The organism is Variovorax paradoxus (genome assembly GCF_030811855.1).
Classification (GTDB): Bacteria; Pseudomonadota; Gammaproteobacteria; order Burkholderiales; family Burkholderiaceae_C; genus Variovorax; species Variovorax paradoxus_L.
In genome coordinates this window covers 118,748-135,237 of record NZ_JAUSRN010000001.1, presented here as the reverse complement: position 1 = coordinate 135,237, position 16,490 = coordinate 118,748, and the positions used below count along the sequence as shown (strand labels likewise).

The 16,490-nt window shown below is 67.8% G+C and carries 16 protein-coding genes; 11 read left to right on the top strand and 5 right to left on the bottom strand.

The features are described 5' to 3' along the window. Positions 1-218 precede the first annotated feature (218 nt). Complete coding sequence (locus tag J2X92_RS00725; protein ID WP_307572643.1) at positions 219-1,136, top strand: universal stress protein; 918 nt, start codon at positions 219-221, stop codon at positions 1,134-1,136. A 39-nt stretch (positions 1,137-1,175) separates the two neighbouring features. Here the strand turns inward: J2X92_RS00725 and J2X92_RS00720 are convergent, their stop codons facing one another. Then, a complete protein-coding gene (locus J2X92_RS00720; RefSeq protein WP_307572641.1) occupies positions 1,176-1,793 on the bottom strand; it encodes a hypothetical protein in 618 nt (205 codons plus the stop codon). A gap of 180 nt (positions 1,794-1,973) precedes the next feature. Between J2X92_RS00720 and J2X92_RS00715 the strand changes: the two genes are divergently transcribed. Next, positions 1,974-2,402, top strand: coding sequence for a cytochrome c (locus J2X92_RS00715; protein ID WP_307572640.1), 429 nt, complete (start codon positions 1,974-1,976; stop codon positions 2,400-2,402). On the opposite strand, the gene J2X92_RS00710 is transcribed toward J2X92_RS00715, so the two are convergent. Next, on the bottom strand, positions 2,335-4,998 hold the full coding sequence (locus J2X92_RS00710) for a bifunctional acetate--CoA ligase family protein/GNAT family N-acetyltransferase (RefSeq protein ID WP_307572639.1): 2,664 nt from the start codon (positions 4,996-4,998) through the stop codon (positions 2,335-2,337). The two genes, J2X92_RS00715 and J2X92_RS00710, sit on opposite strands and share 68 nt — an antisense overlap. 240 nt (positions 4,999-5,238) lie before the next feature. Here J2X92_RS00710 and J2X92_RS00705 point away from each other — a divergent pair, with 240 nt between their 5' ends. Genes J2X92_RS00705 through J2X92_RS00695 form a run of 3 tightly spaced genes read left to right on the top strand, consistent with a single transcriptional unit; the run spans position 5,239 to position 6,401 of the window. Further along, positions 5,239-5,487, top strand: a complete 249-nt coding sequence (locus J2X92_RS00705; RefSeq protein WP_307572638.1) for a DUF2933 domain-containing protein — start codon at positions 5,239-5,241, stop codon at positions 5,485-5,487. Beyond that, entirely contained in the window at positions 5,468-6,133 is a 666-nt protein-coding gene (locus J2X92_RS00700) for a methyltransferase family protein (protein ID WP_307572636.1), read from the top strand. Before J2X92_RS00705 ends, J2X92_RS00700 begins: the two co-directional genes overlap by 20 nt. Continuing rightward, positions 6,108-6,401: a hypothetical protein gene (locus J2X92_RS00695; RefSeq protein WP_307572635.1), complete on the top strand. Its 294-nt coding sequence runs from the start codon at positions 6,108-6,110 to the stop codon at positions 6,399-6,401. Before J2X92_RS00700 ends, J2X92_RS00695 begins: the two co-directional genes overlap by 26 nt. A 55-nt stretch (positions 6,402-6,456) precedes the next feature. On the opposite strand, the gene J2X92_RS00690 is transcribed toward J2X92_RS00695, so the two are convergent. The 3 genes from J2X92_RS00690 to J2X92_RS00680 are packed head-to-tail and all read right to left on the bottom strand — an operon-like array spanning position 6,457 to position 9,557. Continuing rightward, positions 6,457-6,885, bottom strand: coding sequence for a CBS domain-containing protein (locus J2X92_RS00690; RefSeq protein ID WP_307572633.1), 429 nt, complete (start codon positions 6,883-6,885; stop codon positions 6,457-6,459). Beyond that, a complete protein-coding gene (gene ppsA / locus J2X92_RS00685) occupies positions 6,882-9,326 on the bottom strand; it encodes a phosphoenolpyruvate synthase (protein WP_307572631.1) in 2,445 nt (814 codons plus the stop codon). The genes J2X92_RS00690 and ppsA overlap by 4 nt, the downstream gene beginning before the upstream one ends. 9 nt (positions 9,327-9,335) lie before the next feature. After that, positions 9,336-9,557 carry a hypothetical protein gene (locus J2X92_RS00680; RefSeq protein ID WP_307572630.1) on the bottom strand — a complete coding sequence of 74 codons (222 nt, stop codon included), beginning with the start codon at positions 9,555-9,557 and terminating at the stop codon, positions 9,336-9,338. Between the two features lie 121 nt (positions 9,558-9,678). On the opposite strand from J2X92_RS00680, the gene J2X92_RS00675 reads away from it, so the two are divergent. From J2X92_RS00675 to J2X92_RS00650, 6 genes are all read left to right on the top strand, one after another. After that, the gene (locus tag J2X92_RS00675; RefSeq protein ID WP_307572628.1) at positions 9,679-10,716 is read left to right on the top strand and encodes a zinc-dependent alcohol dehydrogenase family protein; all 1,038 of its coding nucleotides are present in this window, start codon (positions 9,679-9,681) and stop codon (positions 10,714-10,716) included. Positions 10,717-10,827: 111 nt separating this feature from the next. Then, complete coding sequence (locus J2X92_RS00670; RefSeq protein ID WP_307572626.1) at positions 10,828-11,049, top strand: hypothetical protein; 222 nt, start codon at positions 10,828-10,830, stop codon at positions 11,047-11,049. A gap of 42 nt (positions 11,050-11,091) precedes the next feature. Then, the gene (locus J2X92_RS00665; RefSeq protein ID WP_307572625.1) at positions 11,092-11,934 is read left to right on the top strand and encodes a universal stress protein; all 843 of its coding nucleotides are present in this window, start codon (positions 11,092-11,094) and stop codon (positions 11,932-11,934) included. Between the two features lie 85 nt (positions 11,935-12,019). After that, on the top strand, positions 12,020-14,503 hold the full coding sequence (locus J2X92_RS00660; protein WP_307572624.1) for a cation-translocating P-type ATPase: 2,484 nt from the start codon (positions 12,020-12,022) through the stop codon (positions 14,501-14,503). Positions 14,504-14,742: 239 nt separating this feature from the next. Then, positions 14,743-15,774, top strand: a complete 1,032-nt coding sequence (locus J2X92_RS00655) for a hypothetical protein (protein WP_307572623.1) — start codon at positions 14,743-14,745, stop codon at positions 15,772-15,774. 52 nt (positions 15,775-15,826) lie between these two features. Continuing rightward, entirely contained in the window at positions 15,827-16,255 is a 429-nt protein-coding gene (locus tag J2X92_RS00650) for a universal stress protein (RefSeq protein WP_307572621.1), read from the top strand. Positions 16,256-16,490: the final 235 nt, after the last annotated feature.

Genomic DNA, 16,490 nt, shown 5'->3' with positions numbered 1-16,490 from the left:
GTGCAGCATCGCGTCGCGCGACGTGGGATCCATTTTGCGAAGCGGGGAGGCGATGGCATTGCGCTGGATCAAGCCCGACGCAGATCAAGGCGAGGGCCGCGCCTCGCGATCCACCGGCATGCGACAGGTTGCGCAACCTTGATCCCGCGCAAGGCACCGGGCGCTTCATGGGGTCAGCATTCGGGCATTCGGATCACATGTCCAAAAGGCACATCGCCATGAGCACCGGTTTCACTCTCCACACTGAGCACGGCGCCGGTCTCGACATCGTCGTCCCGAAAGAGACCATGACGCTCTCGACGATCGCCGTCCACCTCGACCACACCGAGCGGTGCGAAGCCCGCACCCTGCTCGCGGCCCGGCTGGCAAGGCAGCACGACAGCCACCTGCTCGGCATCGCCCCCACGGGCGTGCCGTTCGATGCGGCGGCGGCGCTCGCGCGGGCGGCAGAAATCGCCCCTCTCGTTGCCGCGGCCTCGCTGCACCAGCGCCGGCGGGCCGAGGCCGTCGCGCACGTCTTTCGCTGCCGGCTGCGCGACGCCGGTGGCTCCCCGTCCTGCGAAATCCGGCTGGTGGATGGCGACCCGGTGGATGCCGTCATCGCCCACGGCCGTGCGAGCGACCTGATCGTCGTCGGGCAGGCGGACCACCGGGCGGCGGTGGACGCCAGGGCGCGGCAACTGCCCGAAGAGGCCATGCTGCATGCGGGCCGGCCCGTTCTCATCGTGCCGCGCAGGGGGCGTTTCGATGGCGCGATGGAGCGCGTCCTGGTGGCCTGGGACGGCGGCAGGGAGGCCGCACTCTCGGTGTACGGCGCGCTGCCGCTGATGCGCAAGGCAAGCCACGTCACGGTGGTGTCGCTGCTGGAAGACGGCGGCGCCGAATCGGCCGGCACGCCATGCCCCGGCGATCTGGACGGCTGGCTCCTGCGACACGGCATCCGGGCCGATGTCGAGTGCTGCGCGGCAGCCCGGGGCGGGCTCGGCGATGCCCTGCTGGCCCGCGCATTGGCGCTGGAGGCCGGCCTGATCGTGATGGGGGGCTACGGGCACGCCCGGGCGCAAGAACGCGTGCTGGGCGGCGTTACGCGCGACGTTCTTGCGCGCACCACCACCCCCGTCCTCATGGCTCATTGACGCGACGGGGGTTTTTCTTCAGGGCATGCCGGGCCGGCGTTACTTCTTGTCGGTTCCCGCGCGACGCGCTGCATTCTTCATGGCCTCGACCGTCTTGGCGGAAGCGTCCGCTGCGGTCTTGGCGGCGCTGCGCGTGGCGTCCACGGCCTTGTCGAGCGCTTCGCGCGTGGCCTGAGCAGCCTTTTCGGCTTCGTCCTCGCCGGCCTCGGCGGAACGCTTGAGCGACTCTTCGGCCCTTTGGAGCGCTTCCGCGGTGGCGGCCGAGGCCTTCTTGCTTTCTTCCTCGACCCTGCGCGCCGCGTCCTTGCTGTCGTCGAGCGCCTTGCTTGCCGAGGTGCCCGCTTTTTCCTCCAGCCGGTTGGCGGCCTCGGCGGCCTTGCGGGCGGCGCGGCGCACGCCTTCGGCCAGCGCCTTCGACACCTTGCCGGTGGCCATCCTGCCTTTTTCAGCGGCGGCCTTCGCCGCGTCGGCGGCCTCGCGCGCCGCTTTCTCGGCATCTCTCGCGGCCTTGCCGGCGGCGTCTCCGGCCTTCTGGGGCGCGCCCGCAGGTGGGCTCAGCCGGCCCGGCGCGGTGTTGTCCGCGGCAAAGGCGATGCTGCTCAGCGCCACGGCGAGCGGGGCCAGCAGGAAGCGAAGTTTTCTCGAGGTGGAGTTCATGCTGTGTTCCTGATTTGAAAAACACTGGCTTCATTCAGCCGCCCATACGAAAAGGAAACCGTGGGAAATCCACTCTAGGCATTTGCACCGGTACATCGGTTGCGCTGGATCAAGCGGGCGCGCAGTATCCGGGCGGACGATGGCGCCTTCACCCGCTGCGGTCGAACAGGAGGCACGAGCATGCGCCCAACACGGATTTCCCCAGACGACCATCGAAGCCGCATCCGCCGCCGTGCGCCGAGCCGGGCCCCATTGGCGGCGGTGGTGTTGATCGTGGCTGCCCTGCAGGGGAGCCCGGCCCAGGCCCAGGCTCCGTCCCGCGGCGAGCTGCTCTACAACACGAACTGCATCGCCTGCCACAGCACGCAGATGCACTGGCGCAGCAGGAGACTGGCCACCGACTGGACGAGCCTCCAGGAACAGGTCCGCCGCTGGCAGCAGGCCGCCTCGCTTGACTGGCGCGACGAGGACATCGTGGAGGTCGCGCGTTTCCTGAACGAGCGCTACTACGGCTTCACGCCGACGACTACGTCGGGATCGCTCAGCGCGTCAGGTCCATCACCATTCGCCGCAGGCCCGAGGCCGGTGGCTCAGCCGGATCGGCCTTGAAGCCCATGGCGGTCGAGAGTTGCAGCATGCGGGTGTTCTCGCGCAGCACGAAGCCGACCAGGCGCTCGATGCCGCGGCGGCGCGCGTGCTCGATCAGGCGCTCGAAGAGCAGCGTGCCCAGCCCCTGGCCCTTGAGGTCCGAGCGCACGATGATCGCGAACTCGGCCTCCACGTTGTCGGGGTCGCTCACCGTACGCGCCACGCCCAGCGTCTCGGCACAGCCCTGTGCATCGACGCCTTCGGCGATGAAGGCCATCTCGCGGTCGTAGTCGATCTGCGTGAGGCGGGCGAGCTCGCTGCGCGGCAGTTCATTGCGGGTCGAGAAGATGCGCATGCGGATGTCTTCCGCGTCCAGCGCTTCGAAAAAGCGCCGGTGCTGCGCCTCGTCTTCGGGGCGGATCGGCCGTACCACGATCTGGCGGCCGTTCCAGGTCTGCGTGCGTACCCACTGTGCGGGGTAGGGCAGGATGGCAAAGCGTTCGGCGCCGGCCACCGGCGTGCGCGAGAGCCGAACGCGCGCATCGAGCGCCAGCGCGCCGTTTTCGTCGACCCACAGCGGGTTGATGTCGAGTTCGGCCAGCTGCGGCAGGTCGGCCAGCATCTGCGAGACTGCAACCAGCACGTCGTACAACGCATCGAGCCGGGCCGGCGGATGGTCGCGAAAGCCGGCCAGCAGGCGCGCGATGCGGGTGCGCGACACCAGCTCGCGGGCCAGCGCACGGTTCAGCGGCGGCAGCGCAATGGCCGTGTCGCCGATCACCTCGACCGCGGTGCCGCCCTGTCCGCAGAGGATCACGGGGCCGAACACGCTGTCGATGCTGGCGCCGACGATGAGCTCCTGCGCATGCGGTCGGTGCACAGCGGGCTGCACGGTGAAACCGTCGATCCGCGCCAGCGGCCTGGCGCTTCGCACCGCCGCGAGCATCTCGCGGGCCGCGCTGGCCAGGGCGGCGTCGCTGTCCAGCCCCAGCCGCACGCCGCCCACGTCCGACTTGTGGGTGATGTCGCGCGACAGGATCTTGAGCGCCACCGGATAGCTCAGGCTGCGCGCCGCCTCGACGGCCGCCTCGGCTGTCGGCGCAACCGCCAGCGTGGGCACGACCTCGATCCCGTAGGCCTTCAGCAGGGCCTTGGCCTCCTGTTCGCCCAGCCACTCGCGGCCTTCGGCCATGGCGGCGTCCAGCGGCGCACGGACCGCGGCGGCGTCGGGCGCGGCGTGGGGGCTGGCGCTCGGCGTCTCCATCAGGATGTCCTGGTTGCGCCGGTAGGTCTGCAGCATGGCGAAGGCGTGCACCGCTTCTTCCGGCGTGGCGTAGTCGGCGATGCCCCCGTCCTCGAAGAGCTTGCGCGCCTCTGCCACCGCGTTGTCGCCGAGCCAGGCGCTCATCACGCGCGAGGCGTGGCTGCGCGCCAGCGGCAGGCAGGCACGCGCGATGTCCTCGCTGCGCACGATGGCGGTTGGCGCATGCACGAAGAGCACGGCGCCCGCCGAGTCGTCGGCCAGCAGGGCCGAGAGGGTTTCCGCATAGCGCTCGACCGGCGCGTCGCCGATGATGTCGACGGGGTTGGCATGCGACCAGTGGGCCGGCAGGATGGCATCGAGGCGGTCCAGAAGCGCGGCGTCGGGTTCCGCCAGCGTCACGCCTTCGTGCGCGGCCGCGTCGGCGGCCATGACGCCGGCGCCGCCGCCATTGGTCATGACCGTGAGCGTGGTGTGCCGATTGCCGCGAAAGCGCGACAGCGTCTCGGCGGCGATGAACAGTTCCTGCAGGGTGTCGACGCGCAGCATGCCGGCGCGCCGGATGGCCGCGTCATACACCGTGTCGGAGCCGGCCAGCGCGCCGGTGTGCGAGGCAGCCGCCTTCACGCCGTTGCCGGCGCGGCCGGCTTTCACCACGATCACGGGCTTGTTGCGCGCGGCGGCCCGCGCGGCCGACATGAACTTGCGCGGCGATTCGATGGCCTCCACATAGAGCAGGATCGATCGGGTGTGCGCATCGCTGGCCAGGTGGTCGAGCAGGTCGCCGAAATCGACGTCGCAGTGGTCGCCCAGAGAGATCAGGTGCGACAGGCCGACGCCGCGGCTGCGCGTCCAGTCGAGCACGGCCGTGACCAGCGCGCCTGATTGCGAGACGAAGGCCACGTCGCCCGCCAGCGCGTCGGTGTGGGCGAAGCTGGCATTCAGGCCGATGTGCGGACTCAGCAGCCCCAGGCAGTTGGGGCCGAGCAGCCGCAGCGTGAACGGGCGCGCCGCGTCCAGCGCGGCCTGCTTCTGTTCGGCGCTCAGTCCCGCCGTGACGATCACCACCGCGCGGGTGCCGAGCTCGCCGAGTTCAGCGACCAGCGGCGCCACGGTGGGCGGCGGCGTGCAGATCAGCGCCAGGTCGGGCGCCGCGGGCAAATGGGCCGCCGTGGCGAATATGGGCACGCCATCGAGCGAGGAATGCTTCGGGTTCACGCCGTATACCGGCCCCGCGAACCGGCCGGCGCGCAGGTTGCGCCAGACCGTGGCACCCACGCTGCCGGGTCGGTTGGAGGCGCCGAACACGGCGACGGAGGCCGGCGACAGCAGGCGATCGAGATGGCGGATGCTCAAGGGAGGCTCCGAAGTGGACACCCATGGTGCCGGTTGGCACCGGCCCCTGCCTTGACGCATGTCAACCTCTGCGCCGTGGCGCAGGCGCAAGCTCGGGCACTCGGGAGAAGAAAGAGAGCCATACGGCGAGGACGCCCGCCGCGGACGCAGCGGCAAGACCAGGCGCATCGTCGCTTCGATGCGCTGAGGATGGCAGATAGACGGCCCACACATGTGCAAGCCACTGAAAGGAGTACGGCCATGGACAACGAACACTCCGGATCGCCCCCTTTTTGGCGGTCTCCTGCCGGCCTGACGCTGCTCGTGGCCGCTGCGGTCGGCGGCTTCCTGCTGTTTACCGAACACCGCGCCCACGTGCTGGGCGTCGTGCCGTACGCCTTGCTGCTGGCGTGCCCGCTGATGCACATGTTCATGCATCACGGCCACCACCATGGCGCCCGCGGCGACGGCCGCGCGGAAAGGACTGACGATGAACGCCCCGGAAAGTGACTACGGCCTATGGGGTTTGGTGGTCTTGAACACGGCCATCTTCGTCGGGTTCGCATACAGCTTCTTCAAGCCGGCGACGCTGCGCGACTGGCGCAGCTTCGGCGCGTACTCCGCATTCGTGGTGGCCCTGTTCGCCGAGATGTATGGCTTCCCACTGACCATCTACCTGCTCTCGGGTTGGTTGGGCGCCAAGTTCCCTGGCGTGAACCTGTTCGGTCACGACGCAGGGCACCTCTGGTGGCTGTTGACCAGCCGGCACGGAAATCCGCACCTCGGGGTGCTCCACGTCCTAAGCATCGCGCTCCTGTTTGCCGGCTTCATGCTGCTTTCGAAGGCCTGGCACGTGCTCTATCACGCGCAGCGCCGGCATGCCCTTGCCACGGCGGGTCCCTATCGACTGGTGCGCCACCCTCAGTACATCGGTTTTGTGCTCGTCATGTTCGGCTTCCTGCTGCAGTGGCCGACGCTGCTGACGCTGGCGATGTTCCCGGTCCTGGTGGTGATGTACATGCGCCTGGCCATCTCGGAGGAGCGGGACTCGCAAGCGGCATTCGGCGATGCCTGGCGCTCGTATGCCGCCGTGACGCCGCGATTCATCCCCCTCTTCAGTAAGGCCGACCATGCACGATCCGCAGGCAGCCGGTAAGGGGGCAGAGCTTGCCTCCGGGCTCGGAGCCATGGTGCTGGGTGCGGGATTGGCGCTCGTGCTGCCCGAGTGGCTTCGGACCTTCGCCATTCCGCTGCTGATAGGTGGCGTGCTCGTTCACGGGGCGGGAATGACGCTGAAGTACCGGCTGGAAGCCCGACGCGGTCCACCCCTGTGGTGGGAGCGAGCCCTCTTCTGGCTGTGCTGGGGGCTTCTGGCCGTGCTGGGCATCTGGATTGCGGCCGTTGCGCTCTATGCGCGGCCGTAAGGCTATCGCGGCCAAGGCCCTTGGGCGAGCCTCGGGCCGCGCGCTGCGCTGCAGGTCATTCCCCCGCAGTGCTTGCGCGCCCCGCACCGGGCGCCTGTCCCGGCGCTGCGAAGGTCCGCACGAAGTCCAGCGACGACACCACGCCGGCAATCCCGCCTCCCCGGGTCACGACGACGTGATGGATGCCGCGCTCGACCATGAGCGCCGCCACCACGCTGACGGGCGTGTCCGCGTCGACGACGATCGGCTTGTAGGAGCACATCTGCCAGGCGCGCGTCGCGGCCGCATCGCGTCCTTGCGCGTGAAAGCCCACGAGATCCGAGGCGCTGACGACGCCCACGACCTCGCCCCGGCCCGGTTCCAACACCGGCACCCACGTCAGCCGTTTGCTCGCGAGCAGGGCTTCGATCTGCGCCACGCTGTCGTCCATGCCGACGCTGCACACCGGCTGCTGCATCAGGGAAGAGATGGGCGTTTTCGTCATGGCGTTGCTCCTTCTGCCGGCCGGCGCGGTGCCCGTTGCAGCCGCTGCTCGACGGCCAGGACGTCACGCGTGATCTTGAGCAGTGTGTCCGGTGTGACGCTCATCGCATCGATGCCGAGTTCGACCAGGTACGCGGCCACCTCGGGATAGTCCGAAGGCGCCTGGCCACAGATGCCCACGTGGCGCCCGTTGCGCCGCGCGCCTTCGATCGTCTGCCGGATCATGGTCTTGACACCCTCGTCGCGCTCGTCGAAATCGAAGGCCACGATGCGCGAGTCGCGGTCCACGCCCAGCACGAGTTGCGTGAGGTCGTTCGAGCCGATCGAGAATCCGTCGAAGAGCTTCGCGAAAGCATCGATCTGGATCACGTTGTTCGGGATCTCGCACATCACGTAGATCTCGAGCCCGTTGTCGCCGCGCCGCAGCCCATGGGCGGCCATGGCCTCGAGCACGCGCTCGGCCTCCTGGATGCGGCGGCAGAACGGGATCATGAGCTTGACATTCACCAGGCCCATGTCCTCGCGCACCCGCTTCATGGCCGCGCATTCGAGCGCGAAGCCTTCCGCATAGGCCGGATGCGTGTAGCGCGAGGCGCCGCGGAATCCGATCATCGGGTTCTCTTCCTTCGGCTCGAACGCGCTGCCGCCGAGCAGGCTGGCGTACTCGTTGGTCTTGAAGTCGGACATGCGCACGATCACCGGCTTCGGAAAGAAGGCCGCGGCGATCATGCCCACGCCTTCCGACAGTTCGCGCACGAAGTAGTCGGCCGGCTGCGCGTACGAGTGCGTCAGGCGTGCGATCTCGGCGCGCTCCGCGGGAGCGTCGATTTTTTCGGGATGCACCAGCGCCATGGGATGCACCTTGATGTGCTCGGCCACGATGAACTCCATCCGCGCGAGACCCACGCCGTCGTTGGGCAGCAGTGCCGTCTGGAAGGCGCTGTCCGGGTTGCCCAGGTTGACCATCAGGTGGGTCTGCGGCCGCCCGAGCGTCGAGAACTCCACGCTGGACTTCTCGAAGGGCAGCGTGCCCGTGTAGACGCGCCCCTCGGCGCCTTCGGCGCAGGACACGGTGATCTCGTCGCCCGTGCGGATCCTGGCGGTCGCGCTGTCGCAGCCGACGACGGCGGGAATGCCCAGTTCGCGGGCCACAATGGCCGCGTGGCAGGTGCGCCCGCCACGGTTGGTGACAACCGCGGACGCGATCTTCATCACGGTGCCCCAGTCGGGCATGGTGGTATCGGCCACCAGCACTTCCCCGGGGCGGAACTTGCCGAGCGCCAGCACATCGGTCACGACCCGCGCCTTGCCCGATGCGATCGCCGAGCCCACGGCACGGCCGGTGACCAGGGGCGAGGCCGGCGCAAGCAGGTGGTATTCATCGACACGGTTGAGCGGCTTGCGCGACGCCACGGTTTCGGGCCGCGCCTGCACGATGTAGATGCGGCCATCGAGGCCGTCCTTGGCCCATTCGATGTCCATCGGCGTCGGACAGCCCGCGCGGCTGCTGTAGTGGTCTTCGATCACGACCGCCGCGTCGGCGAGCGCCAGCACGTCGGCATCGCCGATGCAGTAGCGCGCCCGATCCTCCTGCGAGGTCTGCAGGTTGCAGGTGGACTCGCGGCCGGCACCCTTGGAATACACCATCCGCACATCCTTGCCGCCGAGCTTGCGCCGCAGCACCGTCCGGTGGCCCTGTTTCAGGGTGGGCTTGAAGACGTAGAACTCGTCGGGGTCCGCCGTTCCCTGGACGACGTTTTCGCCCAGGCCATAGGCGCCGGTGATGAAGACGACGTCGCGGAATCCGCTGTCGGTGTCGAGCGTGAACATGACGCCGCTGGCGGCGCGGTCGGAGCGCACCATCTGCATCACGCACACCGACTGGAGGATCTGGAAATGGTCGAAGCCGTTGTCGACGCGGTAGGCGATCGCGCGGTCCTTGAACAGGCTTGCAAAGCACAGACGCACCGCGTCCAGCAGCCGGGCCTCTCCGGAGATGTTCAGGAAGGTCTCGTGCTGTCCGGCGAAACTGGCGCCCGGGAGGTCCTCCGCGGTGGCGGAGCTTCGCACCGCCACGGTCATGTCGGCACCGTACTCGGCGCGCAGCTGCCCATAGGCCGCGCGGATCTCGCTTGCCAGCTCCTCGGGGAGCGCGGCGGCGTAGATGATTTCGCGCGCAAGCTGTGCCCGGCGGGCAAGTTCGTCGACGTCCTCGACCTTGAGGCCGGCCAGGGCTTCTTGCAGGCGCGGCAGCGCGCCGGCGCGTTCCAAGGTTCGCCGATACGCGTCCGCGGTGATGGCGAATCCGTTGGGAACGCGCACGCCGCGCGGCGTCAGCGCGCGGTACATCTCGCCGAGCGAGGCATTCTTGCCGCCGACGGTCGGCACGTCATCGGCGCCGAGTTCGGAGAACCATCGTATGTAGCGCGCCTGCGGGTTCATGGACCACTCCTACGCCGAACCGGCGCGTTCCGCCTGGTCAATCGCGCTTCTGGCTGCGCGCATGGCCTGGCACAGCGCGCCTTGCTGAGCGTCCTGGTCTTCCCAGGTGATTCCGTGGCCGGCAAGGGCGGGCAGCTCTTCGACCCGGTAGGCCCAGGCATAACCGCGGCCGCGCTCGCGCTGTGCCTGAACGACGATCGTTCTGCCTCGATGTTTCTGGGAATGTCTCATGCTGCTCCTCGGATGAAGGTTTCCGAAAATGCGCTCCGTGGCTGAAATGCTAGGGCGGGCCGCCGTTCATGCCTTGCGCTATCTCAAGAAGACGGGCAGCGATGTCGCATATCTTGAGGCCATGAAAGCACTCGTATATCAAGGCCCCGGCCTCAAGTCCCTCGAAGACCGCCCCAAGCCGGAGATCCAGGCAGCCGGCGATGCCGTCGTGAAAATTCTTAAGACGACCATCTGCGGCACCGACCTGCACATCCTCAAGGGCGATGTGCCGACGTGCACGCCCGGGCGCATCCTGGGGCACGAAGGGGTGGGCGTCATCGAGGCCGTCGGCGCCGGCGTGACGGCCTTTCGCCCGGGCGACCATGTGCTGATCTCGTGCATCTCGTCGTGCGGCAAGTGCGAGTACTGCCGCCGCGGCATGTATTCGCACTGCGTGAGCGGCGGCTGGATCTTGGGCAACACTATCGACGGCACGCAGGCCGAATACGTGCGCATTCCGCATGCGGACACCAGCCTCTATCCCATTCCACCGGGTGCGGACGAGGAGGCTCTGGTGATGCTCAGCGACATCCTGCCGACCGGTTTCGAGTGCGGTGTGCTCAACGGCAAGGTTGCGCCCGGCAGTACGGTGGCCATCGTGGGTGCCGGGCCGATCGGTCTGGCCACGCTGCTCACGGCCCGGTTCTATTCGCCGGCGCAGATCATCCTGATCGACCTGGACGACGGGCGGCTCGAGGTCGCGCGCCGCTTCGGCGCGACGCACACCATCAACAGTGCCGACGGCAAGGCGGCCGAGGCGGTGCTCGCGCTGACCGGCGGCCGCGGCGTCGACGTGTCGATCGAGGCGGTCGGCATACCGGCCACCTTCGTGCTGTGCCAGGACATCGTGGCGCCCGGCGGCACCATCGCGAACATCGGCGTCCACGGGCACCCGGCCGAACTCCACCTGGAACGCCTGTGGTCGCAGAACATCGCGATCACCACGCGGCTGGTCGACACGGTCTCGACGCCGATGCTGCTGAAGACGGTGCAGTCCCACAAGGTGGACCCGGGCCAGCTGATCACCCATCGTTTCACGCTGGACCAGGTCCTGGATGCCTACGACACCTTCGGGCGCGCCGCCGAGACGCATGCGCTCAAGGTGATCATCGAGGCCTAGTTTCCGCGCCGGCATCTTTCTCGCGGGCGGGTCCGAGGTGGATTGTTGATATTCCTCAAGCGGCCTTGCCTGCGTGTTCCTAGGATGGGCTCACACCTTCAGGAGACCTCCATGCGCAGCGATGCTTTCTCGACAACCCCGGAGCCCTCGGGCAACGGCTACCTTCAATCCCTGATGAGCTGGCAGATGCTCCTGGGCAGGAGCCTGATGCAGGCACAGTGCGGCCAGTGGGAGATGATGGCGGCGTGGCAGCGCTCCATTGGCAACGTCCAGCGGGAGCTCATGGACCAATGGATTTGCCGTTTCGGCGGCGGCGCGCCGCTGGACGGCTAGGGCCGGGAATATCGCGCCCCGGAATCACGAGCAGGCCGCCCCATGAACTTCAGAACCATCGTCGTTCACCTGGACCGCTCCGACCGCTGCGCGGCGCGCGCGGCCCTGGCGGCCCAGTGGGCGAGGGCCCATGAAAGCCATCTGGTCGGACTGGTGCCCACCGGCCTCTGGGAAGGCGTAATTCCGGCTGATGCCATCGCCACCGGCATGACCGACTACATCGCCGATGCGGCCACCCACCTGCGCCTGCGCGCAGAGGCCGTCAGCCGGGAATTCAGGAAAGACATCCATGAATCGGGCCCACTGTCCTACGAGGCTCGCCTCGTCGATGGCGCAACGATCGATGCCGTGGTCCGGCACGGGCGCGCCAGCGATCTCCTGGTGCTCGGCCAGGACGACGAACCGGATGCGAAAGACACCACCGTTCGCGGCCTGGTGCAGCAGGTGCTGATGGAAGCCGGGCGCCCGCTGCTGATCGTGCCTTGCGCCGGGAACTTCAGCGGACCCGCGAAGAATGTCGTCGTCGCCTGGGACGGTTCGCGGGAGTCCACCGTCGCCCTCCACGTGGCTTTGCCGGCGCTGCGGCGGGCGTCGCGCGTGACGCTGCTCTCGTTTCGGCGTTCGGGCGGCGAGGGCGACGAACAGCGGCTTCTCGTTCCGCAGATGATCCAGTTCCTGCTTCGGCAGGGCATTCAGGCGAGGTCTGAGCGGGGGGTCACGGAGATCGACATCGCGGACGCACTGCTGTCGCGCGTTTCGCAGCTAGATGCCGACCTGCTCGTGATGGGCGGCTACGGCCATTCGCGGCTTCGCGAACGGGTGCTGGGCGGCGTCACGCAACAAATCCTTGCGCAGATGACCGTGCCGGTCATGATGGCGCATTGAAGCCGCATTGGCACCTTTGACTCAGGTCAAGGCCGTTGCGTGCTCGGTTCCGAGCCTGGCCCCAAGCAACCGAAGGAAGACGTTCGTGCGCGAAAAACCGCCCCATGGCCTGACCGACGCCGAAGCCGCACACCGCCTGATCCGGGACGGTGCGAATGTCCTGCCCTCCGCATCCCGCAAGGGCCTGGTCCGCATCGCCTGGGGCGCGCTGACGCAGCCGATGTTCGTGCTGCTGCTGGCCACTGCGGCGTTCTATGCCGTCCTCGGCGACCTGGGCGATGCCGGCATGCTCGCGGTCTCGGTGCTGCTGGTGGGCGGGCTGTCGATCTATCAGGAGCAACGCACCGAGCGGGTCCTGGAAACGCTGAAGGACCTGTCCAGTCCGCGCTGCACCGTCGTGCGGCAGGGACGTCCGGTCCGGATTGCGAGCCGCGAACTGGTGCGCGGCGACTGCCTGCTGGTGAACGAAGGCGATCGCCTGTCCGCCGACGCCCGAGTGATCGAAGCCGTCGGGCTGCAGGTCGATGAATCCTTGGTCACCGGCGAGTCGATGCCGGTCGGCAAGCATCCCGGTGTCGGTGAAAGCGACGAACGGGCGGACGCGCTCCTCGCGGGCAGCCTTGTGGTGCGCGGCGATGGCGTTGCCGAGGTGACCGGCACGGGCACCCACACCGCGCTCGGCGCCATCCATCGGTCTATCGCGCAGCTTGCGCCGCGTGCCAGCCGGCTGCAGGACGAGCTGCGGCAACTGGTGCGGCGGGTCGCCTGGCTCGCGGCCTTCACCTGCCTGGCCGCGGCCGCCTTGTTCGCGTTGCGGGAAGGCTCGTGGACCCAGGGCCTGCTGGTCGGACTGACGCTGGCCATGGCGCTGATCCCCGAGGAGTTCGCCGTCGTCTGGAGCGTGATGCTGGCGCTCGGTGGCTGGCGCCTGGCCAAGTCGAACGTGCTCACCCGCCAGCCCCAGGCCATCGAGGCCCTCGGCACGATCAGCGTGCTGTGCGTGGACAAGACCGGCACGCTGACACGGAACCGCATGGCCCTGGCGGCCCTGCACGACGGTGCCGGTGAATGCGAATTGCGCGAAGCGGGCGAGCCTGCGGCGCAGCGTTTTCATCGCCTGTTGCAGGCCGCGGTCCGTGCCAGCAACGCGGACGGCGTCGAACCGATGGACCGCGCCGTGCGCGCAGCCGCAGAGTCCGCGGGGCTGCGCCCGGATCCGGCCTGGCTGCCGGGCGTTCGCAGAGGGATCCGCGACGGCATGCCCTACGTCGTGCACTGGTGGCACGCACCCGGAGTAACCGGCCAGGTCGTGGCGGTCAAGGGCGCGGCGGAAGCCGTGCTCGGGCTTTGCGGCGCCGATCCCGCCCTCGCGCAGCGGCTGCGCGAGGCGGCCGACCGCTGGAGCGCTGCCGGCCTGCGCGTGCTCGCGGTGGCCGAGGGCCACGCTTTCGTCCCCGGCGATGACGCCGCGCTGCCCGTGGGACTTCAGCTCGCGCCGCTGGGCCTGCTCGGCTTCATGGACCCCTTGCGCGACGAAGTGCCCGCTGCCGTGCAGGCGTGCCGTCGTGCGGGGGTGCGCGTGGTCATGATCACCGGCGATGCCGCCCTTACGGCCCAATCGATTGCGCGGCAGGCCGGCTTGGTGGACGGCGGCCCGGTGCATGTGATGACTGGTGCAGCGCTTGCCGGCTTGGACGACGACGCGCTGCAGGCCCGCGTGCGCGAGGTGCAGGTCTACGCGCGGGTCGATCCGGCGCAGAAGCTGCGCATCGTGCGGGCCTTGCAGCAGTGCGGCGAGGTCGTCGCGATGACGGGCGACGGCGTCAACGACGCGCCTGCGCTCAAAGCGGCCGACATCGGGGTCGCGATGGGCCAGCGCGGCACGGACGTTGCGCGCGAGGCCGCTTCGCTGGTCCTGACGGACGACAACTTCGCCTCGCTGGTCGATGCCGTGCGCGCCGGCCGGCGCATCTTCACCAATCTGCGCAAGGCCCTGAGCTATCTTTTTGCGGTGCATGTGCCCATCGTCGGTGTGGCGCTGATTCCTGTCGTGCTGGGCGGCCCGGTGCTGCTGCTGCCGCTGCACGTGGTGCTCCTCGAACTGCTCATCGATCCGGCCTGTTCGCTGGTTTTCGAGGCCGAACCCGCGCCGGACGACAGCATGGACGTGCCGCCGCGCCGCAAGGACGACACCCTGTTTTCGCTGGGCTCGGCCGCCCGTGCGCTTGCGCTCGGCGGGCTTGCGTTTGCCGGCGTGGCACTGGTGCAGTGGGTTTGCCGGGAGCGCGGTGCTTCGACGGAGGTGCTGCGGCTGGCGAACCTGGGCGCGATCGTGCTCGGCAATCTGTTGCTGCTGATGTGGTTCCGAAGGGCGGGCTTCGCGCGCCGGCACGCCAATGCGGTGTTCTATGGGTTGCTGATGGGCGTCTGCGGGGTCTGGGTCCTGCTGACCGGAGTGCCGGGCATCGGCGCATGGTTCGGCCTGGCGACCCTGCCGCCGCACTGGGCCCTGTGGGTCGCGCTGCCGGGTTGCTGGGCGGCGTGGCGGCTTTGGGGTCACTCGCGTTAACGCTGAACAAAAACGGGGGGTGGCATGGTGCTGCGGGCGATGGCGCGATATGTCACGCGTCCGGCTGCGCAAGGCTGATTGAAGACTGCCGAGTTGCGCCTTGATCTGCCGCAACCGACCGCCCCTTTCTGCCGCTTAGAGTGACGGCAAGCACGTCCCCGCCAGGTGAATGGTCTAGGAAATCCATGGTTCCCGACTCAAAAAGATATCCCGACACTGGTTGCGTCACGGCAGATGCCGTGCGCGACCTGTTCAAGCAGACTGTACGACCCGAAGCACAGTTGCATCCGCGGTTCTGCTTGCTCCGGGATCGGGCCGAGTTCGAGCCTGCGCGCGGGCTGGTGAGCAAATTGCACAGCACGGAAATTCGACACATGCGGCCGGACTACTTCCAGTATCTACAGGGGAGGAATTTCGACAGCGCCCTCTTCGAGCTCTTCCTTCTTGCGCTCTTCAAGGCCGCCGGCCATCGGGTCGACTACAGGCACGATGTCCCCGCGCTTCTATTAACAAAGGCCAATGTCGCGGCGGCTGTCGATGCTTTCACTGTCGGAACACCGGTCATCGGGGTCGAACCCCAGGTCGCGTCGCCACAGTGGGTTGCATCCAAGCCGCAATTGCACGGACTGGGCGGAATTCTTTTTCAAAGTCTGCATCAGAGGCGGTGGCGTGTGCCTCATGCGGACGGCCTTCCCTTCGTTCTTGCCATTCAGGATTTCGATCACGGGCGGGCTCATGGCGCTCCATCCGCGCTCTTGCATTTCCTCTTCGGAGGACTCGGTCGGTCGAAGGAACTCGGCGATCTGTTCCCGGACGGATTTTTCGGTCATCAAGAGGCCGAGCATGTTTCTGGCGTCCTATTCTGCAACGATGCCACGATCACGAAGTTCAATCGGCTGGGGCAGGAAGAGCACGGAGCCAATGCGGCAAGGATGCTGCGTCATGGAGCTTGCCTTTCAGAAGACGGGGACACTTCAAAGCTGGCGAGCTTCGCCTACGAGGTGGGCCAGCGGGGCGCACAGCGTGAGCAGTGGAACGAGGGCACGGTGCTGATCCACAACCCTTTCGCCCTGCATCCCCTGTCGCCGGATTGGCTCGGTGCCTCCGCGGAGATGAAATGCAAAGACGGCCGGACCACGGAATGCGTCGCGCATGGCTTTCATCCGCTCTCGTCGACGACCGAGTTGCTGCGGCAGGATACCCCCGCGTGGTGGGTCGATGAGCGAAAGCGCCTTCTCGAGCAGGAGCAGGCGGCCCATCCCCAGGCGTGAACGGGCTGAACGCGTTCAAGCTGGGCCTCTGCATACAGGAAGGAAGATCCGAATGAAGATCCTTGTGGCAACCGATGGCTCGAAGTACGCCCTGAGGGCCGTCAAGTACGCGGCCAAGCTGATCGGATGGCTGCGCCCGGCCGCTCATTCGATCACCCTTATCAGCGTGCACGACAACACCAACCTGCGGTTCGCGAATTCGATCCTTGGCTCCGAGGACGTGGTTGCGTTCCTGCACGAGCGCAGTAAAGCGGAGCTTAAGGCCGCCATGAAATTTCTCACGACGACGGTTATCGAGCACAGATCGGTGATTCGTACGGGGCACGTCGCGCAAGAGATTGTCAAGTTCGCCAGCGAGGGGAAGTTCGACCTGATCGTCCTGGGCTCGAAAGGACGAAGCGCCATCGTCGATCTTCTGGTGGGCTCAGTAGCCCAGCGCGTGCTGGCGACGGCCCGGCAACCGGTCGTACTGGTCAAGTAGTGCGAGTCGCTCCCCTTGAGACGGAAGAGAAGGGGACGAGTGGCTGTGAGTCGTTCGTGGCGTCGCCCTGCGATCTGGCGGATGGTGGGCGCAACATCGTCAGGCGCAGGTTGGTCCGAATGAAGTGACGGTCTCGCGGCTGCGCAATGTGTTGTGGTTGGCGCGCAAGGTGGGCGTCCGAACGGATGTTCCTGCTGCTCGGCCTGCGGCAGCATCTACATGGCGCTGGGCAACG